The sequence below is a fragment of the Amorphus sp. 3PC139-8 genome, assembly GCF_040750475.1.
Taxonomy (GTDB): Bacteria; Pseudomonadota; Alphaproteobacteria; order Rhizobiales; family Amorphaceae; genus Amorphus.
Map to the genome: position 1 here is coordinate 237,678 of NZ_JABJVY010000002.1, position 26,356 is coordinate 264,033.

Sequence of the window (26,356 nt, forward strand, 5' to 3'; positions counted from 1 at the left end):
TCTCGGGCGCCGTCAGGTCGGTTGTGCCAGGCGACGGCTCGGGAGCAGGGCGTCGTTGTGCTCGCCGAGCAGCGGAGCGCGCTCGCGCGGCAGATCTTCGCCAGGAACCCGGATCGGGCAGGCCATGGTCTCGATCGTGCCGCGGGCCGGATGCGCCATCTCCGTGATCAGGCCGATCTCGCGCACGAACGGGGTCTCAAGCGCCTCGGAGAGGTCGTTGACGGGAGCGGCGGGAACGGTCCCTCCGAACGCCTTCATCCAGTTGGCGGTGGTGTCGGTCGAGAAGGCCTCGTCCAGAAGGCCGGTCAGAAGATCGCGATGGGCGAGCCGATCCTGGAACGTTGCGAACCGAGCGTCGTTGGCAAGATCCGGCCGGCCAAGACGGTCACACAGAATGCCCCAGAACTTCTCCTTGTTGCACATCACGAAGATCCAGCCGTCCGCGGTCTTGTAGAGTTGCGACGGGGTCAGCGAAGGATGGGCGGAGCGCGGCGCGCGCCCGGAGACGATGCCTTCGTTCAGATACCAGGTCGCCAGATAGTTGAGGTTGTGCATCGCCACGTCGAACAGCGAGACGTCGACGTCCCGTCCCATCCCGCTTGCGCGGGCGCCAATCAAGGCGGAGGTCAGCGCCAGCGCGGACATCGTTCCTGTCATCATGTCGATGATGGAGATGCCGAAGCGGGCGGGTGGCCCGTCCGGCTCTCCGGTCAGTGACAGATAGCCGGCCTCCGCCTGCATCAGATAGTCGTAGCCGGGCCAGGCGGCTCGCTCTCCCTCGCGGCCGTAGGCCGACAAATGGCAGCAGACGAGCGAAGCGTTGATATGTTTCAGGGCTTCGTAGGTCAGACCGAGCTTGGCCGGCAGGTCGCCGCGCAAGTTATCGAAGACGGCATCGGCGTTGCTGACGAGAGCCTCGAAGTCCGCTCGGCCTTCGGGGGACTTCAGGTCCAGTGTCACGCTCTTCTTGTTGCGATTGAACGACTGGTGGAAGTGGCTGTCGCCGGGGCCGAAAAAGTAGGGCCCCACAGAGCGGCCGACGTCGCCGCCGCCTTCGGGGTTTTCGACCTTGATGACCTCGGCTCCGAGGTCGGCGAGATGCTGGGTGCCGAACGGGCCGGCGCCGTATTGCTCGACGGCGACGATCCGAACGCCGGCCAGGGGGAGTGCCATGGTCCGCTCCGTTCGCGCGTTGCTCAGTAGTTCGTCGGGTTGGCTTCCGCGTCGGCGCGGCTGCGGATCAGGGCGCTGCGCTCGAACGTCATGAATTCGGTGCCATCCTGCTTGAGTCCCCGGGTGCGTACCGTGACGACGCCTTGGCCGGGGCGCGACTTCGATTCCCGCTTCGCCAGCACCTCGCTCTCCGCGTAGATCGTGTCGCCGGAGAAGACCGGTGCGGTCAGCTTGATCTCCTGAAAGCCGAGATTGGCGATCGCCTGGCCGGACACCTCCGGCACCGTCATTCCGAGCACCATGGCAATGGTCAGGCCGCTGTTGACCAGCATGCGCCCGAACTCCGTTTGCGACGCGAAATGCGCGTCGCAGTGAAGCGGGTGGTAGTTCATGGTCATCAGCGAAAACTGGATGTTGTCGGCGTCGGTTAGCGTGCGTCCCGGCCGGTGCTCGTAGACGTCACCGACCTCGAAATCGTCGAAGTAGAGGCCGATCTGTCCCCTGAATCGCCGCGGTGCGATCTCGCGCATTTTACTCTCCGATCAACTTATACGTACAAGTTATACGCGCTATTCCAGTCGGTGTCGACCCTTTCAAAGGGCGGTTGTGAAATTTAGAAGTCTCGATAAATTCCGATAATTCGGCATTTATTCCGGCGAGCGGAGTCGGGGCTTTCTGGGTGGTCATTGGGCCGGATCGAACCTATGCGTATAGGTTAGCGAGTATCTTCGGCGGCGGCCGAGGGCGGGTCCGCCGCGGTGCGGGCAAGGTCTGAATCTTCGTCGAGGTCGTGCGCGCGCCAATCCGGCCGCGCAGGCTCGTTCCGGAACCGGATTGGCGACGCGAGATGACGCTGGTCCTCGGCGTCCGTCAGGACAAAGCCTCGGGTGCTGAGGTGTGGATCCGCCAAAGCTTCGGGCAGGGTGTTGACCGGTCCCCAGCACACGTCGATCGCGTTCAGGAATGCCTCGGCCTCCGCCAGCGTCATCGCCTTGAAGGTGTCAGCCAAAAATGCGCGGACAGGCGCTTGGTGCGGGCCTGGCCCGCGCGTGCAGGGCTCCACGAGGTCGGGCCGTCCGAGCTTGTCGAGGAGGGCGCGGATGAACTTCGGTTCTTGGCCGGCCAGCGCGATTTGCCGCCCGTCGGCCGTGTCGTAGATAGCGTAGAAAGCCGCCCCGCCCGTGGTCCGGCCATTCTTGACGTCCGGCTGCACGCCGTCGGCTACGGCCGGACCGAGCATGTTCACGGTCGCGCCGAGCAGGGCTTCGTGCATGGCGATGTCCACGAAGTCGCCCTTGCCGGTCCGTTCGCGGGCGTAAAGCGCCATCATGACGCCGGAGAGACCCTGCAGGCCGGCCAGCACGTCGGCGATCGGGATGCCGGGAATGGCCGGGCGGCCGTCGTCGCCGAGTGTGAGCGACAGCACGCCGCTCAAGGCTTCCAGCGCCAGATCGTGGGCGGCGCGCCCGGCATAGGGGCCGTCCTGGCCGAAGGCGCTCAGGGAGCAGTAGACAATCGACGGATTGCGGGCGGCGATGGTGTCGTAATCGACGCCGAGGCGTTTCGCGACGCCGGGCCGGTTGGACTCCACGACGACGTCGGCGGTGTCGGCGAGGCGCAGAAAGGCCGCTCGGTCGCTCTCGTCCTTCAGGTTCAGCGCGACGCTCTTCTTGCCGCGATTGACGCTGCGGAAGAAGACGGTGTGTGGGCCATCGCGTGGACCGATGTGGCGGCTTGGATCTCCTTCGCCGGGTGCCTCGATCTTGATCACCTCGGCGCCGTGGTCGGCAAGCGCGAGCGTCAGATAGGGGCCGGGCAGAAAGCTCGACAAGTCGAGAACGCGGATACCCTCGAGCTTCATTGGGAATGTTTCCTTGATCGGATCGCGGCGGGCGGCATCAACCGGAGACGAGATTGGGCAGCCAAAGCGCAAGGCCTGGGAACAGCGTGATCAGAACAACGGCGACGATCAGCAGGCAGAAGAACGGCATTGCCGCCGCCGCGACCTTGCCGAGCGGTTCCCGGGTCAGCCCCTGCAGAACGAACAGGTTGAGGCCGACGGGCGGGGTGATCAGTCCGAGCTCGATGTTGATGACCAGGAAGATCCCGAACCAGAGCGGGTCGTAGCCGGCGGCCAGAACCAGGGGCAGGGTGATCGGCAGGGTCATGACCGCGATCGAGATGCCATCGAGAAAGAGGCCGAGCACGATGTACAAAAGGCCGATGAAAAGGATCAGCGCATAGGGCGACAAGTCGAGGCTGGCGATCGCGGTTGCGACATCGAGGGGAAGGTGGAGAAAGCCCAGCGTGGACGACAGGATCGCGGCGGAAACCACGATGAAGCAGATCATGCACGACGTCTTCACGGCCGCGTGGAGCGCGTTCGAGAGCAGGCGGAAGCTCAGTTGCCCGGTCACGCCGGCAATGACAAGCGTGGCGGCGACGCCAATGGCCGCCGCTTCCGACGGGGTGACGAAGCCGGCGTAGATCCCGCCTAGGACGACCGTAATCAGTATGAAGAAGGGGGCGATCTCGATCAGGGCCCCCCAATATTCTCTAGGGGCGAATGTGCGGTTGGCCCGGGGGCTGCGCTCGGGGTGTTGCAGGCAGCGCGCCATGATATAGGCGGAATAGAGTGCGGCGATCAGAAGACCGGGCAGCACGCCGCCGATGAACAGCTTGGCGATGGAGACCTCCGCCAGCACGCCGTAGATGATCATGATGATCGATGGCGGTATCAGCAGACCGAGGCTGCCGGCGCCTGCCAGCGAACCGAGCGCAAGCGAAGGCGAATAGCCGCGCTCCAGCAGAACCGGCAGCGTGACGCGACCGACCGCCGAGGTCGTCGCGGTGCTTGAGCCGCTGACAGCCGCGAAGATCGTCGAGCCGGCGATGTTGACGTGGAGCAGGCGTCCCGGCACGGGCTCCAGCCAGGGGGTCAGTCCGCGAAACAGCCTGTCGGCAATATCGGTTCGGGAGATGATCTCGCCCATCACGAGGAAGAGTGGGATCGCCGAGAGTTCCCAGGAATTGGCGGCGCGCCAGGCGATCGACTGGAGGAAGATGCCGATGCGCTCCAGCGGAAAGCCGAGTACGAAATACTGACAGACGATACTGACGAGGATCAGGGCGGCGAAAATCCACACGCCGGATCCCAGCGTCACGGCAAGCAGAGCCAGTAGGAAGAGACCAAGCTCGATCGGCGACATTGTCGTCTCGCTGTTCTACCGGGGGCGATGCGGCGAAGGCATCCGGCCGTTGCTATTTGCTTTGGGCGAGGCGCGCCGGCAGTTGAAGCAGGTGGGAAAGAAGCTGCAGCGCGAACATGACGAGCCCGAAGCAGACCAGAGCTTCCGGCACCCAAAGCGGCGTCTTGGCGATGGTGTCGCTGACGACGCCACGCTCGAAATGCTTGATCGCGTTCAGGATGAAGTAGCGGGCAAGCATCAGGACGACGGCCAGCGTCACCAGCGTGCAGGCGGCCTCAAGAGCGGCGCGGGCGCGATCGCGGTTGTTGAGAAGCTCGCCCAGGAAGCCCACCCGAATGAATTCGCCGGCCTTGAAGGTCGCGCCGGCGGCGAGGAATGTTGCCGCGGCGACGGAATAGCCGACAAACTCATCGAGCACGAAGGTTGACGTGCTGAACAGGTTTCGGGCGGCGATCTCGACGAGAATATGGGCGAAGATAAACACGATTAAAATCTTGGCCAGGACCGCGGACAGGTCGCTCAGGCGGTCGATTGCTCGAAAGATCGCAGTCATGGGACGCCTATTCGCAGCGAAAAGGACCGATCGCGGCTCGTGATTTCGGGCCGTTAAGACCCGAAATCATCGCGATCGGGAGGACTCTCCAGAAGGAGGAGCCTACTTTCTATATTCGTCGAGAATGGCCTGACCGACTTCGCCGGTCTGGGCAAGCCAGCCGTCAATGACGCTCTTCGAGGCTTCCTGAAGATCGGCGACCAGGGCCGGATCGGCCGGGACAACGGTGACGTTGTGCTCGGTCAGGATGCCCTTGTTGCGCTTGACGCGGTCGTCGACGCGGCCCCAGTTGCGCTCTTGAACTTCGGCGGCGGCATCCAGAATGATCTGCTGCTGCTCGGGCGAAAGCGCGTCGAAGGCGTCCAGATTCATGTGCGTCATATTGACGGCGATCGAGTAGGGCAGCGCATTGAAATTCTGCATGTAGTCCCAAAAGCTGGCACTGATGCCGATCTCGTCGGAGGTGAGTACGGCGTTGATGCCCCCGGCGCTGAGCAGCGGCACCACGTCAGCCCAGCTCACCTGCAGGGGCGAGGCGCCGGCCGCCTTGAAGGTCTCCGTTCCCGCCGCGTCATAGGTCCGGAGTTTGAGCTGCTCCAGGTCTTCGACGCTCTTGACCGGGATCTTCGCCCAGATTCCGACTGGGGTGTAGGGCGAGGCGTAGAGGAGCTTCTGATTGTTCTTCTCGAAGATGCGTTCGTAGTCCGGGCGAGCGATCTCGAAAAGACGTTTGGCGTCGTCCACGGTCGGGGTCAGGAACGGCATCGACGACAGCGCGAACAGCGGATTGATGCCGACGAAGGCGCCCGCATAGGAGCCGGCGATCGGAACGATTCCGGAGCCGACGGCGTCGAACTGGTCCTTCGACTTGAAGCCGAGGGCGCCGCCGAAATGCGCGGTGATGTCGATCGATCCGTTCGACTTTTCAGCGACGGTGTCGACAAAGTCCTTGTCGGCCAGTGCGACGAAGGACGACGCGCCATATTCATTGGCCAGGTCGAGCCTGACGTCGGCGGCGGTAGCGGGTGCCGCCGTCGCGGCCGTAATCGCGAGCGCGATGAGCGCCGAATTGAGCATTTTCCCCATGAGTTCCTCCCTTGCCGGTGTCTCGTTTCTGTCAGCGCGGCATCTTGTTGGTTTTGACGAGCGGCGCGCCGGATCCTTGGACGGCCTCCTGACCGTTGGGCGGATCCAAAACTTGTACGTACAATATAGGGGAGCGGAAATCTGTCAACTTGGAAATTCCCATAATTTGCGAAGTATAGGCCGACGAATTCGAGCCGGCCTTCGCGCTCCTATTGTGACAAGTCGATTGGATCCGCCCGGTGGCTTCGCGGTCAGGCGTGGGAGTAGAGGCGACGGCCCGGCTGAGCCATTTCGGTCGTCAGCACGTTGAGGCCCTCGGTAACGTAAAGGTGCCGATTGTCGGGTCCGCCAAAGGCGCAGTTGGTCGTCATCAGGCCGCCGTCCGGCGTCTTCAGTCGCTCAATCGGCTCGCCGATCGAATTGAACACCCAGATCGATCCAAGGCCCACGTGGCAAACGAGCAGGTTGCCGGCGGAATCCATGGCAAGGCCATCCGGCCCGCCGCCCCCGGACATTTGGATGAAGACGCCGACTTTCGTGGTCAAGCCGTCGTGGACGAGCGGCACGCGCCAGATGGCGTTGTCGCGTGTGACCGCCAGAAAGAGCGTATCCTCTGCAGCATTGAGGACGAGGCCGTTCGGGCTTGGGACGTTGTCGATCAGGCATTCGACATGGCCTGAGGCGCGGACACGGAACACGCGGCCCGTCGGGTCGTGCAGGCCGGTCTGGCCCTGATCGGTGAAATAGAGATCGCCGTTCGAGGCAAAGGTGAGATCGTTCGGCCCCTTGAAGGGCTGCAGCAGGATGCGATCCAGAAAGGTCTCAAGTTGCTTCGAGGCCGGATCGAAGACCAGGATCCCGTTCTTGCAGTCGGCGATGAAGATGCGACCGTCCTTGTGGATCGCAAGGCCATTTGGCTGGCCGTCATAGTCGAGCTCGCAGTGGATGTGCCCTTCGGGCGTTATTTTGAAGAGTCGGCCCCAAGGGATGTCCACGAGCCATAGATTGCCCTCTCGGTCGAAGGAGGGGCCCTCCAGAAAGACCGGGGCGGGCTTTCCGTGAAATTGGACGTCGATCCAGACATTCTTCTCGGATCGGTGGTGCTCTGACGGGATCGTGGTCGCCACGGCGAGGTGGCGTGAAGGCGGGGCTGCGTACACGCTTGGGCTCTCGTTTCCGAATGGGTTCTAATTTGTTCGAACAGGTACGGTAGCGCTCGGGATGTCAGGGGTCAATCCGATCTGATTCCGCGATATTCGTGGCGGATATCTGGATTGACCAATGCGCCGTCGGGCTCTATTGAGCAGGGTCTATCTTGTAAGTACAAATTTAGAAAAGCCCTGGGAGAAAGCCGATGAAGGTGGCAGAAACGGTGATCGATGTCCTGGCTCGGGACGGCGTGACCCATCTCTTCGGCGTTCCGGGTGGCGGTTCCAGCCTCGATCTTATCGATGCGGCAAGTCGAAAGGGGCTTCACTTCGTCCTGACGCGCACGGAGACAGGGGCTGCCTTCATGGCTGCCACCATGGCCGATCTGAGCGGGTCAATTGGCGTTGCGCTCGCCACCCAGGGCCCGGGGACGGCCAGTGCTGTGAATGGCGTTGCTCAGGCCTGGCTCGACAAATCCCCCTTGGTGCTGTTCACCGACGGATGGAGCGGCGAACGGGCGCGCTTCGATACCCATCAGCGCTACGATCAACCCGCCCTTCTCTCCGGCCTCGTAAAGGGCAGCAGTACGCTCGATGGGCCGGATCCGGCTGGTGAGTTCGCGGGGCTGACCGCAACTGCCAAGACCGCGCCGATGGGGCCCGTCTATGTCGAGTTGACCGGGGAGGTTGCGCGCCGGCAAGCCGATGCAGCCGGCCCGGTCCCAGCCATCGAAACGGAAGCCGCGGGCGAGTGTGCCGATGCCCTTGCACTATTGGCTGGGGCAAAGCGCCCGGTGATCGTGGCCGGTCTCGAGGCAAGGCATCCCGGTGTCGCGGCTGCCCTGCAGGACTTGGCTGAGGTGCTGCGGTGCCCGGTGCTGACGACCTACAAGGCCAAAGGGGCGATCCCGTCGAGCCACGACCTGTTTGTCGGCCTCTTTACGGGTGGGGCACTGGAGGCGCCTTGCGTCTCCGAGGCCGATCTGATCGTTCTCGTCGGCTTCGATCCGGTGGAGCTCATCGGCAAGCCTTGGCCCTATGCGGCACCGGTGCTCGATGTCGGATCCCTCGCCTACGATCCGCACTATGTCGAGCCGAAGGCGGTGTGTCGGGGCGATCTTGCCGCAGCGCTTGGCAAGCTTCGGGGCGGGGCGGCGCTCTCCGGCTGGCCGGCGGAAGACATTGCGGTCCACAAGGCAGCGATGGCGGCGCGTCTTGCCGACGAGGTGGCCGGCAACAGCGGCCTTTCTCCGGTCGACGTGGTGAAGACCGTACAAGCGGCGTCGGGCGCGCACCGTCCGCGGGCAGCCGTCGATGCCGGCGCGCATATGTTTTCCGCCATGGCCTATTGGGAGGTGACGGCGCCGAACGAGATCTTCATCTCCAACGGTCTGGCGACGATGGGGTACTCGCTTCCCGCCGCCATCGCCGCGTCGCTGGCGGATCCGGACCGTCCGGTCATCGCCTTTACCGGTGATGGCGGGCTCTTGATGTGCGCGGGCGAACTTGCCACCGCAGCCGATGTCGGCGCATGGATCGTGGTCGTCGTCTTCAACGATAGTGGGTTGTCGCTGATCGAATTGAAGCAGCGCGCCCGTCAGTTGCCTCAGGGCAATCTGCGCTGGTCGGGGGTGGATTTTGCACAGATGGCCGCCGGTGCCGGAGTTCACGGCCAGCGCGCCACAACCCTCGAGGCGCTCTCCGATGCCGTGGCGCAGGCGATGACCCGACGGGGGCCGAGCCTGATCGACGTTCCCATCGATCCGTCCGGCTACGATCAGCAGTCCGCTGCCCTGCGCGGCTGACGCCGGAACGAATCGAGGAGAGGGGGAGGCTGTCCATGACGCCGGACAAGGCAATCAGCATCGGGGACTTGAAGCGGGTCGCGCGGCGGCGGCTGCCGAAGATCATCTTCGACTATATCGAGGGTGGGGCGGAGGACGAGGCCGGCATCGTTCGCAATGAACAGCGGCTTCGGGACATCCTGCTGGTCCCACGCTATTTGCGGGACGTTTCGACGCCTGCCCAAGGAGTGGAGATCCTTGGGCAGTCGTTCGCGCGACCGTTCGGGATCGCTCCGACGGGCATGGCGGCGATCGCATATGCGGATGCCGACCTTCATCTTGCCAAGGCGGCTGCGTCGGCGGGCGCTCCGTTCATCCTGTCGGGGGCGAGCAATTCATCGATCGAGAAGATCGCGGCCGTTCATCCTGGCGCTTGGTATCAGATCTATCTGCCGAAATCGGAGCACATCGCGGAAGATCTCTTGAAGCGGATGGAGGTAGCCGGTCTTTCCACCCTGGTCGTCACGGTCGACGTTCCGGCCCATTCGAAGCGGGAGCGGTCGATCCGCGCGGGGTGGGTGCGGCCCTATAAACCGACGCTCGCCGCAACGCTGGAGGCAGCGCTGCATCCCGCCTGGGTCGTGCGCTATCTGCGCGACGGCCTGCCCTATCTGGAAAATTGGCAGGCGTATGCGGAAACTGGGGCTTCGGCCATGGACGTCACCGGCATCTTCGCGCGGGAGGTCCCCGCGATCCAAACCTGGGATCGGCTGAAGCGGATTCGGGAGCAGTGGCCAGGCAAGCTGGTGGTGAAGGGGATTCTGCACCCTCAGGACGCCCTCGATGCGGTCGCAGCCGGTTGCGACGGCATCATCGTCTCCAACCATGGCGGCCGACAATTCGATCGCAGTCCCGCGCCGGTGGAGGTGTTCCCCGCCATTCACAAGGCGGTGGGCGAGGCCACGACGTTGATGCTCGACAGCGGCATCACGCGCGGCTCAGACGTGGTCGCCGCGTTTTGTCTCGGCGCGCGCATGACCTTCGTCGGTCGCGCCACACTCTACGGAGTGGCGGCGTTCGGTCGGGCTGGTGCCGACCGCGCTCTCGCTATCTTGGGCCGAGAGATCGAACTCGCGCTTTCGCAGATTGGATGTCCATCCATCTCCGAGCTCGACGAGAGCTATCTCCAGCACGGAAACGCGTCAGCCTCTATGACGTCAGCGACGTGAAGCGCCGATCGAAATAGAGAAGGGGCGGAACATTTGCCGTCGTCTTCAAGGCGATGACTTCGCAGAACAGCACATCGTGGCTGGATTGCCGCGTTGAATCGACGAGACGGCAATCGAATGAGGCGATTGCATCGGCAAGGATCGGAGCGCCGGTCTCCAACGCGTCCCAACGGCCCTGACCAAAGCGCTCCGTCATGTCCTTTACTCCACCGGCCCCGGCAAACGTGGCCGCCAGCTCTTGCTGGTTGGCTGCGACCGTGTTGACGGCCAGGATACGGCTTTCGAGAAAGCGTTCGTAGGATTGCGAGGAGCGGTTGATGCAGACCAGGAGCCGGGGAGGCGTGTCCGTCACGCTGCAGACGGCCGTTGCCGTCATTCCATAGCGTCCGTCGCCGCACAGCGTGGTGATGATGTGAACCGGCGCTGCCACCTGAGCCATGGCCGATCGATAGGTGGAGGCCGTGACGGACGAAGCGGCCGGAACAGGCGCGGCCGTCAGGCGATGATCATCGCGAGGAATGTCATTGTGGCTCATGTGAGGCCCCGGGTCTCCTGACCTTGACGTGGTGCTGGAGCTTTTCCTGGTCGGGTCGGTTGGATCTGAATGTGACGGAGTGGCCCGAGCGAAAATGGTTCTAGAAATAGACATCCAGCGCCCGATAGAGGTGCGTGACCGCCACGATGCCGGCATTTCGCACAGCGGACGGCGGCATTCGGGGAGCTTGTGTGTTGGGGACCGGGAGGTTCTCCAGCGGCAGGTCGTTCAGCACGGTTTCGCCGAGAAGCTTGCCGTAGGCGCTCGCCATCGCGACGCCGCGCCCGCAGTAGCCGTGCGCCGTCCAGAGGCCGGGTTTCGGCTGATGGATGTGGGGCATGAAATCCCGCGTCATCCCGACCTTACCGGCCCATCGAAACGCGATCGGCTGTCCGCGAAGCTGCGGATAGACGGACAGCATTGCCGCTTCCACATGGGAGAAGTCTTGCGGGTGGCGGGGACCGTTCAGGGTTCCGCGCGTGCCGAAGAGGACGCGGCCGTCGGGAGTCTTGTGCCAGTAATTGAGAATGCGCCGGCTGTCGGAGACGGCCTGTTCCCCCGGCAGGATGGTCGCCGCGATCGCTTCAGGCAGGATCTCCGTTGCGATGATATAGGTGTGGATCGCCACATAGCTTCGATCCACTTCCTGGCTGAGGCCGTCCGAATAGGCGTCCGTGGCTAGAATGACCGTTGGTGCCGTAAGCGTGCCGCGCGGCGTTTCGACCTTCCAGTCGCTTCCGGAGGGAATGATGGCGGTCGCCGGCGTTTCTCCATGGACGGCGGCGCCGAGCTCGATTGCGGCACGGGCCAGGCCGCGGGCATAGCTCAAAGGGTTGAGGGAGGCCCCTTCGCGATCGATCATCCCGCCGACATAGGCGTCGGATCCGAGCATTCGGCTCAACTCTGTGCGCGAAAGGAGATCGAGCCCGCCGATGCCGTCATCCGTCCAGGTGCGCACACGTTCCTCGACTCGGCGCATGCCGGCTTCATTGTGCGCCGGCAATATCCAGCCGGTGCGCTTCAGGTCGCAATCGATGCCGTAGGTAGAAATCATATCGAAGACGACATCGGTCGTATGCGAACCGAAATCCGCCATGGCGCGGCCGTGCGTCTCTCCATATTCCTTGATCAAGGCCGTGCGGCTGTTCTTGAACCCGCGGATTGCCGCGCCGCTGTTTCGGCCCGAGCCGCCCCAGCCTGGGAATTTTCCTTCCAGCACCCGAACCGAGGCGCCACCCTTCGCAAGAGTGATGGCTGCCGAAAGCCCAGTATAACCGCCGCCGATGATCACGACATCGCAGCGTGCGTCGCCCTCAAGCGGTTCGGACGGATCGGCCTCTGCGGCGGTGCGCAGCCAGAGCGAGGGGAATTGGTTCAGGCAGTCTGCCATGTAATTCATCAGGAAGCGTCCTGGGGGTGGGAATTCGCGCTTGCGCCGGCGTGCAGGCGCAGCGTCGTCATATAGTGATAGTCGAGCTCGGCCTTGGCGGTCGCCGCGTCGCCGCGCTGCAAGGCGGCGAAGATACGGCAATGGTCCTCGTAGGCGCCGCGCGGCCCGGAATCTCGGCTGATCTCGTTGCTGCGGATGAGGCGGGCGCGGTTGAGCGACAACTCCAGTTCGCGCGACAGAAGCGGCAGACCGCTGATGTCGGCGATGGCGAGGTGAAAGGCGACATCGAGTTCGCTGAATTCGCCGCGACTGGTTTGCTCGATCGCCTCGTGCTGCTGGTCGAGGATCGTCGCCACTTTCTCCAGCTCGTCATTTTCCCCCGAGCCGAGGCGGGCGACCGCGTGTTCCACGGCCAGATGTTCGAGCGCCGATCTCAACCGATAAATGATGACGATCTCGTCGTAGCTATAGCTGCGGATCGTGTATTTGCGGCCGACGCGCTCGACGAGTCCTTCCTGTTCGAGACGGCGCAGCGCGTCGCGTGCGGGAACGCGGCTGGTGCCGAACCACCCCGCCACATCTTCCTCCCGCAGCGGCGTGCCCATGAGGAATTCGTGGCGAAGGATCTGGCCCTTCAAGCCGGCATAAACCGCGCTTCCGCGTTGGGTGTCCTCCGCCTCCACGAGGGGCGTTCCTTTCTCTCACAAGATCCAAGGGCTAAGCGGCCATCGAGTGCGGCGCAGTCGATTTCAGTATACTCAGATTTTGAGAGGGCACAATCGGGCGCATGGTGGGTTGCTTGGCAATGAGGCTGAATTTGCTGCGCGAATTATGATCTCGCGCGGCCTGAATCTGCACAAATATATATTTTTCAGATAATTTTTTTGGCAAATTGACGAAGGTCAGCGTGTTCCTGAAAAAAATGAATTGCGCCATCCGAGGATGGGTGTGATCATTGGGTATACTGAAATGTGAAAGGCCGCGCTGCACGCGATGCGCCCGGAGAAGAATGACCATGCGGGAAATGAAACTCGGCTTGTCCATGCGCTATTTGGGCTACCATGTGGCGGCATGGCGCCATCCGGATTTCGACCCATCTTCCCTGACGCGCTTCGATGTCTATCGGGAGATCGCCCAAAAGGCGGAAGCCGAAAAGCTGGACATGATCTTCTTCGCCGATGGGCTGGCTGTCCGCGGCGCGGATGTTCCGGAAGGCGCGCTGTCGCATGACATGCGCAATGCCGAACTGGAGCCCTTGACGTTGCTCTCGGCGATCGCGGCTGTGACGCAGCACATTGGCCTCGTGGCGACGGCTTCCACGACATATAACGAGCCCTACCATGTGGCGCGCAAATACGCGTCGCTCGACCACATCAGCAACGGGCGCGCCGGCTGGAACGTCGTCACCTCCTGGTCCGATCAGGAGGCTTTGAACTTCAACCGCGTTGGCAATCTTCCGCGAGATGAGCGCTACGATCGGGCCTTGGAGTTCGTCGAAGTGGTTTGCGGCCTATGGAACAGTTTCGAGCCCGATGCCTTCACGCACGACAAGGCCACCGGGCAGTTCTACGACCCTGAGAAATTGCATGTGCTCAATCATTCGGGCCGCTTTTTTCAAGTGCGCGGCCCGTTGACCTCTGCGCACACGCCCCAGGGCCGGCCGCTCATCGTGCAGGCGGGAGCCTCCGACAAGGGACGGGATATCGCGGCGCGGTATGCCGATGTGGTCTACACCGTCGCGCTCGATGTGGAGGAGGCGCGCGCCTTCTATGCCGACCTGAAGGCGAGGGCGGCTCACTATGGCCGCCCGAACAATGCACCGCTGATCATGCCGGGGATCACGCTCTATGTCGGAGCGACGCGCGAGGAAGCGCAGGCGAAATTCGATGAGCTTCAGTCCCTGATCGATCCGCTTGCCGGACTGGCGATGCTGTACAATTTCTGCGGCGATCTATCCGGCTACGATCTCGATCAGCCGCTCCCCGACGACTTCTCCAGCGACAAGATCAGCATTTCCGGCTCGATGGTTGAGAAGGCCAAGCGCGAAAAGACGACCATCCGCCAGATGTACGAACGTGCCGCGGCCGGCTTTACGGGGCGCTATTTCGTCGGAACGGCCGAAGAGATCGTCGACGATATGCAGCATTGGTTGGAGAGCGGGGCCGCCGACGGCTTCAATATCTGTCCGCCGATGCTGCCGCAGGGGATGGACGATCTATCGCGTTTCATTTTGCCGGAACTGCGTCGGCGCGGCCTGTTCCGCAACGAATATGGGGGGCACACCCTCCGGGAAAATCTCGGGCTCGCCTGAAGAGGCGCGTCCACAATCAATAAACCTTCCAGACGGTCCTGAAGAACAGGAGTGAACTACGATGTCGCAATTGCAGGTCAAACGGCGGACTTTGCTCCAGGGGGCAGGGGCTTTGACGGTCCTCGCGGGGTTGGGGATTCGGCCGGGAGAAACGCTGGCTGCCACGGATAAGTTGCGGGCGGCAATCACCGGTTACAACGCCATCAATACGTTCGATCCGGGCAAGGCGTCGCTCATTCCCGAGTTCTATGTGATCTGGTCGCTCTATAACGGCCTGCTCAAGTTCGACAAGGACATGCAGATCGTACCGGATCTCGCGGAATCCTATACGACCCGCGATGACGGCTCTTTGGAATTCACGTTGCGCAAGGGCGTGACCTTCCACGATGGCTCCGCCCTGACGTCCGACGACGTCAAGTTCACGCTGGAGCGGTTGCTGGATGAATCGTTCGCTTCTCCGAACCGGTCCAAGGTGTCGGACATCGACAAGATCGAGATCGTCGACGACCTGACCTTCCGCATCTACACCAAGAAGCCGTTTGCGCCGTTGCTGACATTTCTGACCAACGCGCGCACGGGTACGCAGATCGTGTCGCGCAAATCCGTCGAAGCGGCCGGAAACGAGGCGTTTGGCCGGGCTCCCGTCGGCACCGGCCCCTACAAGCTCGTGTCCTGGGACGTGGGCGAGGGATTGAAACTCGTCGCTCACGATGGCTATTTCGAGGGCGCCCCGACGATCAAGTCGGTCGATATCCCTCTGATCTCGGAGGAGGCGTCTGGCGTTACCGCGCTTCTGGGCGGACTTGCCGACATCACGTCGACGGCTCCTGCGGCAGACGTTCCGCAGTTGTTGAAGAACCCGTCGGTCAAGGTGCTGCGTCAGCCTGGGCTGAACGTGCGGTTCCTATCGCTCAATCTCCAGAAGCCACCGTTTGACGACGTGCATTTCCGGCGTGCGGTCTCCATGGCGTTCCAGCGTGAGGCGATGGTCTCCGCCGTCATCTTCGGAGAGGGCGTACCGCTCTATGGCACCATCCCACCGCTTCTGGGCAAGTACTATGTGCCGGGCGAGCGCACCTATGCGAAGTTCGATCCCCAGGCTGCCAAGGAAGAGCTCGCCAAGTCGGCGTACAAGGCCGACGAGCACGAGGTGAAGGTGATCACCTGGGGCGGGAGCTGGTGGAAGCGATACGCCGAGATTTTCGTCGCGCAGGTAAACCAGGTGCTCGGCACGCGCTTCGCGGTCGAGGTCACCGATGCCAATGCCGCCTATGCGCGGGAAAAATCCGGCGACTTCCAGATCGGGGTCTGGGGTTGGCTCGGCATGATCGATCCGGACGAGTATATGGGCGACATCTTCTCGACCGACGGCTGGCGGAATTTCGGAAAATACTCGAATCCGGAAGTCGACAAGCAGCTTGAAGCCGCTCGGACGACGCTGGATACCGACAAGCGCGCGGAGTACTATCACCAGGCGGAAGATATCATCATGAATGATATGCCTGTTATTCCCTGCTTCTGTTCCAACATTCACAACCTTGTTCGGGATGGGGTCGACGGCTTCGTGCAGAAGCCCTATTCCAACTTCGGCGATCAGTTTGCGAACATGAAAGTTAGCTGACGCATGGTTGCGGTGACCGAAACGGCCGACCAAGCGACCGTACGTCAGGCCGGACGAAAAAGCCTTGCCGCTCTCGCGGCAGGGCTCGCCACCAAACTGATTGGGGCGGTCGCCGTGCTGATCGTCGGGACCCTCGTGATTTTTCTCACGATGAAAGCGGCGCCCGGCGATCCGGCTCTTGCGGCCCTCGGCGAACAGGCGACGCCGCAGGCGGTGGCGGCTTTTCGCGTGCAACATGGTTTGGACGCCCCCGTATATGCCCAATATCTCTCCTGGCTCGGAGGGATCGTTCAGGGCGATTTCGGCACGTCATTGGCCGTCGCGTCCGGAATGCCGGTCGGAGATCTTCTTCCTTCCAAGCTGTTGGCCACGGTGTTCATCGGGCTTTATGCGCTGACCCTGGCGATCGTCATTTCGCTGGTGCTCGGCAGCGTGGCCGCGCGCAATCGCGGCGGCACGGTCGACATGCTGGCAACCTCGCTGGCGGTCTTCGGTATTTCCATGCCCGACTTCTGGCTGAGCTATGTGCTGATCTTTGGTCTCGGCCTGAGCCTCCAGCTCTTCCCGACCTATGGATATGTTTCGCCGGTGGTGGATTTGCCCGCCGCGCTCTATGCCGGCTTCCTGCCGGCGCTGGCCATTGCCGCGCCCATGGCCGCCGTGTTTTCGCGCACCCTGCGTGCCGTTTTGATCGAGACGATGAGCCGCTCCTATGCGACGGCGGCCCGCTCCTTCGGCCTGCGAGAAGGCTTCATCTTCATCCACTTCGTGCTGCGCAACGCCTTAGTGCCTTATCTGACGGTCGTCGGGCTCCAGATCCGCTATATCCTCGGAGGCGTGGTGGTGGTGGAGAGAATCTTTGGCATTCCCGGCGTCGGTTCGTTGATGGTCGACGGCGCCTTCGCACGCGACTTCCCCGTTCTCCAGACATGCACCGTGGTCTTTCTTGCCATCGTTCTCGTCGTGAACATGCTGACGGACCTTGTCTGCATGCTGCTTGATCCGCGGAGGACGAGCTGATGCCGCGGCTTCTTTCCGGCTTCCTGCGTCATCGCACCGGCGCGGCGGGGTTGTTCATCACCCTTTTCGTGCTGGCCGCTGTCTTCATCGGTCCTTCGCTTCTTCCGTTCGGACCGGAGGACATGGACTTCATGGCCACTTTGGCGCCGCCGAGCTTGTCCCATTGGTTCGGCACCGACAGCTTTGGCCGGGACGTGTTGGCGAGAGTCCTGGCTGGCGGTCAGGTCTCGATCTTCATCAGTGCCGCCTCCGTGATTCTGGCGACCTCCGTGGGGTGCACGATGGGCATTGTGGCGGGCTATCATGGCGGATGGGCCGACGCTTCCCTGATGCGGATCGTCGACCTGCTGTTCGCGTTTCCCGCCTTCATTCTCGCCATGTTGCTGATGGTGTTGTTCGGCTTTTCGACGCTGAACATCGTTTTGGCGCTTGCGCTCGTCTATCTGCCGATTTTCGCGCGCATCTCGCGCAACACGACAATGCTGATCCGCGAAGAACCGTTCGTGCAGGCATCGCGCCTGATGGGGCGGCGGCCTTTGGCGATCATGTTCACGCAGATCCTGCCGAATATCACCGCGCCCATCATGGTGCAGGCGAGCGTTGCGCTGGCCTTCGCCATCATTCTGGAGGCCGGGCTGAGCTTCATCGGCCTGGGCGTCCAGCCGCCGACTCCATCGCTCGGCGGGATCATGGCGGATGGGCGGGAATATTTCGGCCGTGCACCTTGGGTCCTGACGTTGAGCGGCAGCGCGATCGCCTTTGCGCTGCTCGGGATCAATCTGTTGGGAGACGGCATTCGCGACATGACGGACCCACGTCTCAAGGAGCGGATTTGAGGCATGTCTCAGCCGATCGTTAGCATCCGCGGCCTTCGCGTCGCCTTCCGTAGCGGATCGCGCGAGGTCGAGGTTCTCCACGGCGTCGACATGAGCGTGAACAAGGGCGAGATCCTGGGCGTCATCGGCGAGTCGGGCTCGGGCAAGACCATGACCGGTTTGTCGCTGCTGCGCCTTCTGCCGGACAATGCCGAGGTCAAGGCCGAAGAAATGCGCTTCGACGGCATGGATCTCTTGCCGCTCAGCGATACGCAATTCTTTGACCTGCGCGGCGTCCAGATGGGGATGATCTTTCAGGACCCGGTCGGCTCGTTCAATCCATCCAAGCGCATCGGCTGGCATTTCGAGCATGTGATGCGCCAGGCAGGTGTGCCGCACGGGCGTGAGCGTACGATCCATTTGTTGGAGGATGTCGGCGTCAAACGTGCCGCCGAAACGGTGGATCTCTATCCTCACCAGTTGAGTGGGGGGATGCTGCAGCGTGCGTTGATCGCGATGGTGCTCGCCCTGCGTCCAACGCTGATCGTCGCCGATGAACCGACAACCAACCTCGACAAGGTCGTCGAGGCACAGATCCTCGAGCTGTTCCTGGAGCTCCGTCGCAAGCTGAACGCGGCGATCATCTTCGTTACGCACGATATGGCGGTCGCCGCGTCGCTCTGCGAGCGCATCGTGGTGATGAAGGCGGGAGACGTCGTCGAGACCGGCACCGCGCGGGAGGTGTTTACCGCGCCGAAGCATTCCTACACGCGCCGGCTTGTCGATACCGCGATCGAGCTGTCCAGCCCCAAGAATGGCCATGCTCATCGCGCTTCGGAACGCGAGACCCGCGCGGCAGCCAACGGCTCAGCCGCCGAGCCTCTGTTTCGTGTCCGCGATTTGTCCGTGACCTTTCCGGGCTCCCGTATGCGGGCGGCCTTCACGGCCTTGGAGGGGGTCAATTTCGAGATCCGCTCCGGTGAAATCCTCGGATTGGTCGGCGAGTCCGGCTCCGGAAAAACCACCCTCGGGCGGACGCTGCTGAGGCTCTACGAGCCTGCCACGGGCGAGATCATCTATCGCGACCGTGACATTGCGCATCTGCCCGAGCGACAGCTTCGGCCATTGCGTCATGAACTGCAGATGGTTTTCCAAGACCCGGGCGGTTCGTTCAATCCACGCAAGACCATGGGAGCGTCGCTTGCGGAGGCGTTGCGGGTGGTGGGGTGTCCGGACGCGCAAGTCCACGATCAGACCGTGGCGTTGCTGGAGCGTGTGGGGCTGACGGCGACCCATGCCGGCCGTTACGCCCACGAGCTATCCGGGGGGCAGTTGCAGCGTGCGGCGATCGCGCGGGCCATCGCTCTCAAGCCCAGCATGATCGTCGCCGATGAAGCGGTCTCCAAGCTCGATGTTTCCGTCCGCGCCGGCATCTTGGATCTCTTCGAGGACATCCAGGCCGAAACGGGAATGGCGATGGTCTTTATCACCCATGATCTGGATGCGGCGCGCTTTATCTGCGATCGAATCGCCATTCTATTCCATGGAAAGCTGCTCGAGATCGGCCCGACGGAGCAGGTGTTCGACAGTCCGACGCACAGCTACACACGAACGCTGCTTGCCTCTCAGGGGAGCCTGGCCAAGTTGATCGGAGCGTCGGTATGAGCGGGGACGTCGTTTACATCGACTGTTCGCCTTTCATGGGCCGTCTCTTGGAAGAGGCGATGCCGGATTGGCGGCAGCGTATGCTGGTCCATATCGGAGATCCGGGACCGGATGCCGTGGTGGATCTGGCGGCTCATGCTGAAGTCATTCTGAATGGCCATACGATGATGGATGACGAGCTGCTGGGGCGTTTGCCGCAGCTTCGTCGGATCATATTTCTCGGCAGTGGGGCGAGCAGCTATATCGATGTTCGCGCGGCAGCCGAGCGCGGCATCAAAGTGGAGACGATTTCCGGCTACGGGGATCGATCCGTCGCCGAGCATGCGGCGGCCCTGATGTTTGCGGCTGCTCGCAAGGTGGCGGCGATGGACCGCGATCTGCGCGCCGGCCACTGGGAACCGTTGGAGGGTGCCGAACTCCTGGGTCGTCAGCTCGGGATCATCGGGTTCGGGGGGATCGGCCGGAGCTTCGCCGAAATCGCCAAGGCGTTGGGGATGAAGGTGGCGATTTGGAACCGCAATCCCGTCGCGGCGGAATGGCGGGACTATGCCATGCCGCTCGATGAGCTTCTGGCTGGCTCCGATGTGGTTTCCCTGCATTTGGCGTTGACGGAAGAAACGCGCGGGATGATCGGCGACGCTGAAATCGAACGGATGAAGTCCGGAGCGATTTTGATCAATACCGCACGCGGTGGTCTCGTCGATGCCGACGCGTTGTTGGCGGCTCTTGCCGCGGGCAAGCTGGGTCACGTGGGGCTTGATGTCTTCGATGAAGAGCCGCTACCGGCGGGTTCCGTCTGGACCACCTTGCCGAACGTCACCCTGACGGCCCACGCCGGCTTCAAGACGCAGGATGCGGCGAGACGCCTCGTGTCACAGGCGCTCGACCTCGTGTTCGACTGACGGTCGTGGCCGCGCTTGCGGCATGTGGCCTAAGTCGAAAGGGCGCGCATCCGACCGTCCGTGCGAATGTCGGCTTTCGAATGTCTTTGGCGTCAGCGGGAAGGCTGTCATGAGCTGGCAGATGGCGATCGGCCCATGCTGTGAGCTGCCTGAGACCTGGATCACCGCATCGCGTTCAAGAGCACGTGCGAGAGTTCGGGAAACATCGCCACGAGGGCGAGCCCGATCAGGCTCGTCAGCAGGAACGGCAAGGCTCCGCGTGCCACTTGCTCAAGAGGCAGCCGGGTCAGGTTCGCCGCGACGTAGAGGTTGATGCCCACCGGCGGGGTGAACAGTCCGATCGCCAGGTTGATCATCACCAGCACGCCGAACCAGACCGGGTCCCAGCCGAGCTCGTTCACCACGGGCAGGAAGATCGGCAGCGAGATGAACATGATGGTGATCGCGTCCATGAACATGCCGGCGACCAGAAGCACCAGCATGATCACGAGGAGGATGACCCAGCTCTGGTCGCTGAGGCCGAGGAGCACGGTGGAATATTTGCCGATCAGGTCGTCGACGGTGACGACCCAGCCGAACAGGCTCGCATAGGCGACGACCAGCATGACGACAGCGGAGGAGGCGCTGGCGGTGACGAGCGCCTCATAAAGCACTTTTAGCGACAGGGTACGGTAAACCACGCCGCCGACGAACAGCGCGTAGACCGTTGCGACGACAGCGGCCTCCGTCGGGGTGAAGACGCCGGAATAGATGCCGCCGAGAATGACGATCGGCGTCATCAGCCCCCAGAAGGAGTGGACGAACGAGCGCCACAGCCGATCGCCATAGGCGCGATGCGTGTCGTCCGTCTCCGGCATCAGTCGATCGAGGCTCGGGGAACCACCTTCCAGCGAACGCCCCGTGGTGGCGAACGGCAGCGTCGCGAGCATCAATAGGCCCATGAACAGGCCCGGCACGATCGCCGCGATGAAGAGGTCGGCGATCGAGGTCTCGGCGATGACGCCGTAGATGACGAGGCCGATCGAGGGCGGAATGACGATGGAGAGGCCGGCTCCTGTGCACACCAGCCCGGCCGCGAAGCCGCGCGAATAGCCGTCCTCCACCATGCCTTTGATGATCAGCGGCCCGATGGCGGCAACGGAGGCGGGCCCGGAGCCGGAGACGGCGCCCCAGAACAGGCAGACGACGGTGCCGACGAGGCCCATGCCGCCCGGCAGTCGGCCGACCAGGATCCGGAAGAAGGCGATCATGCGCGAGGCGATGCCGAGCGAGCCCATCAGCGTGCCGGCGAGAATGAAGAAGGGGATCGCCAGAAGCGAGAATTTGGCGATGCCGCTGGCGATCAGGTCGCCGACGAGATCAAGCCCGAAACCCAGCATCCACATGGCGTAGAGCGCCGACAGGCCGAGCGCGAACGCAACTGGCACGCGCAGGAAAAGGAGCGCGAAGAAGACGATCAGCATCTGCGTGCCGGGATCGAGGTCAAACATCCGGCGTGACCCCGTCGCCGGTGCCGCGCCACGTCTCCAGGGTGTGCTGAATGTAACGCACGATCACCAGGGCGAAGCCGATCGGCAGGCCGACGCTGTAGTACCAGGCCGGGATCTGCAGTCCGTAGGACTGGATGCCGCTCGCATACTGGTTCAAGAGGAGCTGCCAAGTGAACCAGACCGACAGGGCGAGAAGAAGGACGGAAAGGCCGCTCGCCAGCACCGCGATCACTCTGCGGGCGGGGGACGGCACCAGGTCGTAGAGGATCGTGACTGCGAGATGTTCGCCTTTGCGCGCGGCAATCGCCGCGCCGAAGATGGTCAGGATGAGGAAGCCGTTGGTCAGCAACTCTTCCGTGGCCGCCAGCGAATAATGGGTGAGGTAGCGCACGACCACGTTGGCGAAGCCGAGCGCCGTCATCGCCAGGAGCACGACGGCGCAGACGATCTTTTCCAGATCGCGCCAAAGGATCGACATGAAGCCTCCGTCACCGGGTGGAGCCTTTTCCGATCGGGTGGACACACCCGATCGATGGGACGTTGCTCAAGGAAAGCCGGGCGATCGTGAGGCCGCCCCCCAACGATCCAATCTGATCGGCGACGGGAGGGCTTTCCCGATCGCCGGTCAAGGCGTCCCATTCTCAGGAGCATGGCACCCCGCACCACATTGCGCGAGGTGCAGTCCTTTCGGCGATCAGTTCGCCTTGGCGTCCGAAATCGTCTCCTGGAAGTTCTCCACGAGATCCGGTCCCACCTTCTGCGCCCAGGTGTCGAAGGCCGGCTTGGTCGCCTGGCGGAAGGCGTCGATTTCCTCGGCGGAGGGCTGGTAGACCTCCATGCCCTTGCCCTCGAGGAACTCAATGCCGCTCGCGGTCGCCTCGCGGCTGATCTCTTTCTGGTACTCCATCGCCTCCTCGGCGGCGGCCTTCACCTTCTTCTGTGTGCCGGCATCCCAGGAGTCCCAGAGCTTTTTGGAAACGCCCAGGAAGATCGGGTCGTAGGAGTAGTGCCAGGTGGTGAGGTATTTCTGCACCTCATAGACCCGCTGTGGGATGATCACCGCGCCGATCGGGTTCTCCTGGCCGTCGACGACACCTTGCTGCAGGGCGGGGAACGTCTCCGTCCATTGCATCTGCTGCGGGTTGGCGCCGAGCGCGTTCATGACGTCGATATACATCGGGCCCGCCACGCGCATCTTGAGGCCCTTCATGTCGTCGGGCGTCTTGATCGGGTGGACGTTGTTGGTCACTTCCCGGAAACCGTTCTCGCCCCAGGCCAGCACGATGATGCCGTGCTCTGCCATGATCTTTTCCATTTCCTTGCCGGGGGCGCCGCCGGTGGTGGCGTCGACGTCGGCATAGTCGGAATAGAGATAGGGGAGCGAGAAGACCGCCATCTCGGGAGCCAGCGGCGTGACGTTGATCGCCGATGTCTCGACGAAATCGAGTGCGCCGCGACCGACCATTTCCGCCTGCTTCATCTGGTCGCCGCCGGAGAGCTGGGCGTTCGGGAAGATGCGGATCTCCATCTCGCCGTCGGTGGCCTGCTGAAGGAGCTCGTTGAACTTCTCGGCGCCCTTGTGCCAGGTCGTGGTGTCGTTGGTGTTATGCGAAAGACGGTAGGTTTCCGCGGAAACCGGCGCCGCGGCGACGCCGACCATGAGCGCGGCCAAAGCCGCCATTCCGAGCGCGGAACGCTTCATCGTCGCTTCCTCCCTTGTTCGATCAGCATGTGCGAGCCGACCGTGCCGGCGAAATCGCGCTGCTGAGTTCATATTTTGGACCTTGATTGGCCCGTATTGAAGGTCGGTAGGATACGGAAACCACCGGGGATTGCAACGCTGCGATGCTCATAGTGTATTAGGCACAGTTCAGTTGCGATTTTTGGTTCATAATATGAAACGAGGAGAGTGGTGAAGACAGGCGGAGCGAACGGCTCGCAGAGCGTGGATCGGGCGCTCGCCCTGTTGAATCTGGTCGGACGCCATGCCGACCGGGGCATTTCGCTCGCCAGCCTCGTCGAGGTCGCGGGGCTGAACAAGGCGACCACGCGCCGGTTGCTTCTGGCGCTGATGCGGGCCGGCTTCGTGGAGCAGGATGCGGGCACCAAACGCTATCATCTGGGGGAGGGGGCCTATGTTCTGGGAAGCCTTGCCGCCCGCCGCTTCGGTCTCCTGGAACTGTCGATGGACAGCCTCGCGCGGATCTCCCGGCACACCGAGGATACGAGCTTTCTCTCCGTGCGGCGCGACACCCATGCGCTGTGCCTGCACAGGGAGGAGGGAACCTTTCCGATCCGCACCCATGTGCTGCAGGCTGGCGACGAGCATCCGCTCGGCTGTGGAGCTGGAGCGCTCGCCATTCTCGCGGCGCTCCCCGATACGGAAATCGAGGCGGTGATCGACGTGAACACGCCGCTGCTGCGCGAGCGCTATCCGATGCTGACGCCTGAGCGCCTGCGCGCCGAAGTGGCGGCCACGCGCGAACGCGGATTTTCCGTCAATCCGGGGCTGATTGTCGCCAACTCCTGGGCTGTCGGCATGGTGATCCGCTTTCCCGACGGCCGGCCGGCGGGTGCGCTCAGCGTGGCCGCCATCGACAGCCGCATGCAGGAGCCACGGCGGGCGGAAATTGCGGCCTGCCTGAAGGACGAAGTGAAACGCATCGAGGACAAGCTCGGCAAGATGTTCGCCTCGGCAGGCGAACCGCAGGAACCGGAGCGGTCCCGACGAGGGAGGAAGACGGCCGCATGAGCGCTGATGCCATCAGGGATCGAACCGGTCAGGCGGGGCGGGGACATGACTGACGCACCGCACGGCGGGGTAGCGCCGATTTCCACACGGGTGATGAACCTCGCCCATTTTCTAACCCAGCAGGCCCGCCGACAGGGCGATGCGGTCGGCTTTGTCTGGGGCGAGACGACTTGGACGTGGGCGGAGATGGAGGCGCGGGTCGACGCCCTTGCCGCCGCCCTACAGAGCGAGTTCGGCGTTGCCAAGGGCGATCGGATCCTCGTCCAGTCGACCAACTGCAACCAGATGTTCGAATCGATGTGGGCCGTCTTCCGCATCGGTGCCGTCTGGGTGCCGACCAACTATCGCCAGTCGCCGGACGAAGTCGCCTTCCTCGCCAAGGCGAGTGGCGCGTCGTTGATGATCTCCGGCGCTCGCTTCGCCGGCCACGTCGCGGCGTGCCGCGAAGCGACGGACGCGATCACCACTGCGATTTCCATCGGCGAGAGCGGTTTCGGCGCGGACTACGACGCGATCGTCGCCCGGCATATCGGCGAGAAGCCGGCAGTGGCTGCGGTCGACCGCGACGATCCGTGCTGGTTCTTTTTCACCTCCGGGACGACCGGGCGTCCGAAGGCCGCCGTCCTGACCCACGGCCAGATGGCCTTCGTGGTCACCAACCATCTGTGCGACTTGATGCCGGGCACGGGCGCGGACGATGCGTCGATCGTGGTCGCGCCGCTCTCCCACGGGGCCGGTGTCCACCAGGTCACCCAGGTCGCCCATGGCGCCAAGACCATCCTCCCGGCAGCGGAAAAGCTCGACGTCGCCGCGATCTGGCAGCTTGTCGAAAAATGGGGTGTGACCAACGCCTTTACCGTGCCGACGATCCTGAAGATGCTGATCGAGGACCCTGCGGTCGATCGCTTCGACCATTCCTCGCTGCGCTACGTGATCTATGCCGGCGCGCCGATGTACCGGGCCGACCAGGTGCGGGCGCTGGATAAGCTCGGCGGAGTGCTGGTCCAATATTTCGGCCTTGGCGAGGTGACCGGCAACATCACCGTGCTGCCGCCGGCCTATCATGATCCCTCCGACGGTCCGCATGCCCGCATCGGCACCTGCGGGTTCGAGCGCACCGGCATGCAGGTACAGATCCAGGACGACAACGGGGCGGAGGTGGTGCCCGGCGAAACTGGCGAGATCTGTGTCATCGGTCCGGCGGTTTTCGTCGGCTACTACGAGAACCCGGAGGCCAATGCCAAGGCGTTCCGCGACGGCTGGTTTCGCACCGGTGATCTCGGCCACATGGACGAGAATGGCTTCGTCTACATCACCGGCCGCTCCTCCGACATGTACATCTCCGGCGGCTCCAATATCTATCCGCGCGAGATCGAAGAGAAGATCCTGCTGCATCCGGAAATCAGCGAGACCGCCGTCCTCGGCGTGTCTGATCCCGTCTGGGGCGAAGTGGGCGTCGCGGTCTGTGTCGTCCGGCCGGGCGCGATTGCCGCGGAGATCGACGTGCGCGGTTGGCTGGAGGGCAAGGTCGCCCGCTACAAACTGCCGAAGCACGTCCTGTTCTGGGACGAGATGCCGAAATCGGCCTACGGCAAGATCACCAAGAAAATGATCCGGGAAGAGCTGGAGCGGCGGGGCGATCTGCCCACGCCGGAGTAATCAGCACTCAGCCT

At 63.1% G+C, this 26,356-nt stretch carries 24 protein-coding genes; 10 read left to right on the forward strand and 14 right to left on the reverse strand.

Features of this window, described 5'->3' with window-relative positions; translation table 11 throughout:
- Positions 1–12 precede the first annotated feature (12 nt).
- The 7 genes from HNS03_RS03475 to HNS03_RS03505 all read right to left on the reverse strand — a co-directional run bounded on the left by HNS03_RS03475 (position 13) and on the right by HNS03_RS03505 (position 7,181).
- A complete protein-coding gene (locus tag HNS03_RS03475; protein ID WP_367193116.1) occupies positions 13–1,173 on the reverse strand; it encodes a CaiB/BaiF CoA transferase family protein in 1,161 nt (386 codons plus the stop codon).
- A 23-nt stretch (positions 1,174–1,196) separates the two neighbouring features.
- Positions 1,197–1,703: a MaoC family dehydratase gene (locus tag HNS03_RS03480; protein WP_367193117.1), complete on the reverse strand. Its 507-nt coding sequence runs from the start codon at positions 1,701–1,703 to the stop codon at positions 1,197–1,199.
- Between the two features lie 185 nt (positions 1,704–1,888).
- Positions 1,889–3,034 (reverse strand): CaiB/BaiF CoA transferase family protein, encoded by a 1,146-nt coding sequence (locus HNS03_RS03485; protein WP_367193119.1) that lies wholly within the window; start codon positions 3,032–3,034, stop codon positions 1,889–1,891.
- Positions 3,035–3,071: 37 nt separating this feature from the next.
- Positions 3,072–4,382 (reverse strand): TRAP transporter large permease, encoded by a 1,311-nt coding sequence (locus HNS03_RS03490; RefSeq protein ID WP_367193121.1) that lies wholly within the window; start codon positions 4,380–4,382, stop codon positions 3,072–3,074.
- Between the two features lie 52 nt (positions 4,383–4,434).
- A complete protein-coding gene (locus HNS03_RS03495) occupies positions 4,435–4,935 on the reverse strand; it encodes a TRAP transporter small permease subunit (protein WP_367193122.1) in 501 nt (166 codons plus the stop codon).
- A gap of 102 nt (positions 4,936–5,037) precedes the next feature.
- Positions 5,038–6,021 (reverse strand): TRAP transporter substrate-binding protein, encoded by a 984-nt coding sequence (locus tag HNS03_RS03500; protein WP_367193124.1) that lies wholly within the window; start codon positions 6,019–6,021, stop codon positions 5,038–5,040.
- 251 nt (positions 6,022–6,272) lie between these two features.
- Positions 6,273–7,181 (reverse strand): SMP-30/gluconolactonase/LRE family protein, encoded by a 909-nt coding sequence (locus HNS03_RS03505; protein WP_367193126.1) that lies wholly within the window; start codon positions 7,179–7,181, stop codon positions 6,273–6,275.
- Between the two features lie 194 nt (positions 7,182–7,375).
- Here HNS03_RS03505 and HNS03_RS03510 point away from each other — a divergent pair, with 194 nt between their 5' ends.
- Together HNS03_RS03510 and HNS03_RS03515 are read left to right on the forward strand one after the other, a co-directional pair.
- Positions 7,376–8,974, forward strand: a complete 1,599-nt coding sequence (locus tag HNS03_RS03510; protein WP_367193128.1) for a thiamine pyrophosphate-binding protein — start codon at positions 7,376–7,378, stop codon at positions 8,972–8,974.
- Between the two features lie 35 nt (positions 8,975–9,009).
- A complete protein-coding gene (locus tag HNS03_RS03515; RefSeq protein ID WP_367193130.1) occupies positions 9,010–10,182 on the forward strand; it encodes an alpha-hydroxy acid oxidase in 1,173 nt (390 codons plus the stop codon).
- Here the strand turns inward: HNS03_RS03515 and HNS03_RS03520 are convergent.
- The 4 genes from HNS03_RS03520 to HNS03_RS03535 all read right to left on the reverse strand — a co-directional run bounded on the left by HNS03_RS03520 (position 10,163) and on the right by HNS03_RS03535 (position 13,124).
- Complete coding sequence (locus HNS03_RS03520) at positions 10,163–10,717, reverse strand: flavin reductase family protein (RefSeq protein WP_367193132.1); 555 nt, start codon at positions 10,715–10,717, stop codon at positions 10,163–10,165. The two genes, HNS03_RS03515 and HNS03_RS03520, sit on opposite strands and share 20 nt — an antisense overlap.
- Positions 10,718–10,817: 100 nt before the next feature.
- Entirely contained in the window at positions 10,818–12,116 is a 1,299-nt protein-coding gene (locus tag HNS03_RS03525) for an NAD(P)/FAD-dependent oxidoreductase (RefSeq protein WP_367193133.1), read from the reverse strand.
- Complete coding sequence (locus tag HNS03_RS03530) at positions 12,116–12,790, reverse strand: GntR family transcriptional regulator (protein WP_367193134.1); 675 nt, start codon at positions 12,788–12,790, stop codon at positions 12,116–12,118. Before HNS03_RS03530 ends, HNS03_RS03525 begins: the two co-directional genes overlap by 1 nt.
- Positions 12,791–12,824: 34 nt before the next feature.
- Entirely contained in the window at positions 12,825–13,124 is a 300-nt protein-coding gene (locus tag HNS03_RS03535; protein ID WP_367193136.1) for a hypothetical protein, read from the reverse strand.
- On the opposite strand from HNS03_RS03535, the gene HNS03_RS03540 reads away from it, so the two are divergent.
- The 6 genes from HNS03_RS03540 (at position 13,123) to HNS03_RS03565 (ending at position 20,441) form a co-directional block, all read left to right on the forward strand.
- Entirely contained in the window at positions 13,123–14,418 is a 1,296-nt protein-coding gene (locus HNS03_RS03540) for an LLM class flavin-dependent oxidoreductase (RefSeq protein WP_367193137.1), read from the forward strand. The two genes, HNS03_RS03535 and HNS03_RS03540, sit on opposite strands and share 2 nt — an antisense overlap.
- Positions 14,419–14,479: 61 nt before the next feature.
- Positions 14,480–16,039 (forward strand): ABC transporter substrate-binding protein, encoded by a 1,560-nt coding sequence (locus HNS03_RS03545; protein WP_367193139.1) that lies wholly within the window; start codon positions 14,480–14,482, stop codon positions 16,037–16,039.
- 3 nt (positions 16,040–16,042) lie between these two features.
- A complete protein-coding gene (locus HNS03_RS03550; RefSeq protein WP_367193141.1) occupies positions 16,043–17,059 on the forward strand; it encodes an ABC transporter permease in 1,017 nt (338 codons plus the stop codon).
- Entirely contained in the window at positions 17,059–17,895 is an 837-nt protein-coding gene (locus HNS03_RS03555) for an ABC transporter permease (protein ID WP_367193143.1), read from the forward strand. Before HNS03_RS03550 ends, HNS03_RS03555 begins: the two co-directional genes overlap by 1 nt.
- A 3-nt stretch (positions 17,896–17,898) precedes the next feature.
- The gene (locus tag HNS03_RS03560; protein WP_367193144.1) at positions 17,899–19,539 is read left to right on the forward strand and encodes a dipeptide ABC transporter ATP-binding protein; all 1,641 of its coding nucleotides are present in this window, start codon (positions 17,899–17,901) and stop codon (positions 19,537–19,539) included.
- Positions 19,536–20,441, forward strand: a complete 906-nt coding sequence (locus HNS03_RS03565) for a 2-hydroxyacid dehydrogenase (RefSeq protein WP_367193145.1) — start codon at positions 19,536–19,538, stop codon at positions 20,439–20,441. Before HNS03_RS03560 ends, HNS03_RS03565 begins: the two co-directional genes overlap by 4 nt.
- A 161-nt stretch (positions 20,442–20,602) precedes the next feature.
- Here HNS03_RS03565 and HNS03_RS03570 read toward each other — a convergent pair whose 3' ends face one another.
- The 3 genes from HNS03_RS03570 to HNS03_RS03580 form a co-directional block, all read right to left on the reverse strand.
- Positions 20,603–21,931 (reverse strand): TRAP transporter large permease, encoded by a 1,329-nt coding sequence (locus tag HNS03_RS03570; RefSeq protein ID WP_367193146.1) that lies wholly within the window; start codon positions 21,929–21,931, stop codon positions 20,603–20,605.
- Positions 21,924–22,409: a TRAP transporter small permease gene (locus tag HNS03_RS03575; RefSeq protein ID WP_367193148.1), complete on the reverse strand. Its 486-nt coding sequence runs from the start codon at positions 22,407–22,409 to the stop codon at positions 21,924–21,926. Before HNS03_RS03575 ends, HNS03_RS03570 begins: the two co-directional genes overlap by 8 nt.
- A 216-nt stretch (positions 22,410–22,625) precedes the next feature.
- Positions 22,626–23,633, reverse strand: coding sequence for a DctP family TRAP transporter solute-binding subunit (locus HNS03_RS03580; protein ID WP_367193149.1), 1,008 nt, complete (start codon positions 23,631–23,633; stop codon positions 22,626–22,628).
- Positions 23,634–23,843: 210 nt separating this feature from the next.
- Here HNS03_RS03580 and HNS03_RS03585 point away from each other — a divergent pair, with 210 nt between their 5' ends.
- Together HNS03_RS03585 and HNS03_RS03590 are read left to right on the forward strand one after the other, a co-directional pair.
- Positions 23,844–24,683 (forward strand): IclR family transcriptional regulator, encoded by an 840-nt coding sequence (locus tag HNS03_RS03585; protein ID WP_367193150.1) that lies wholly within the window; start codon positions 23,844–23,846, stop codon positions 24,681–24,683.
- Positions 24,684–24,728: 45 nt separating this feature from the next.
- Positions 24,729–26,342: an acyl-CoA synthetase gene (locus HNS03_RS03590; protein WP_367193152.1), complete on the forward strand. Its 1,614-nt coding sequence runs from the start codon at positions 24,729–24,731 to the stop codon at positions 26,340–26,342.
- The last annotated feature ends 14 nt before the right edge of the window (positions 26,343–26,356 follow it).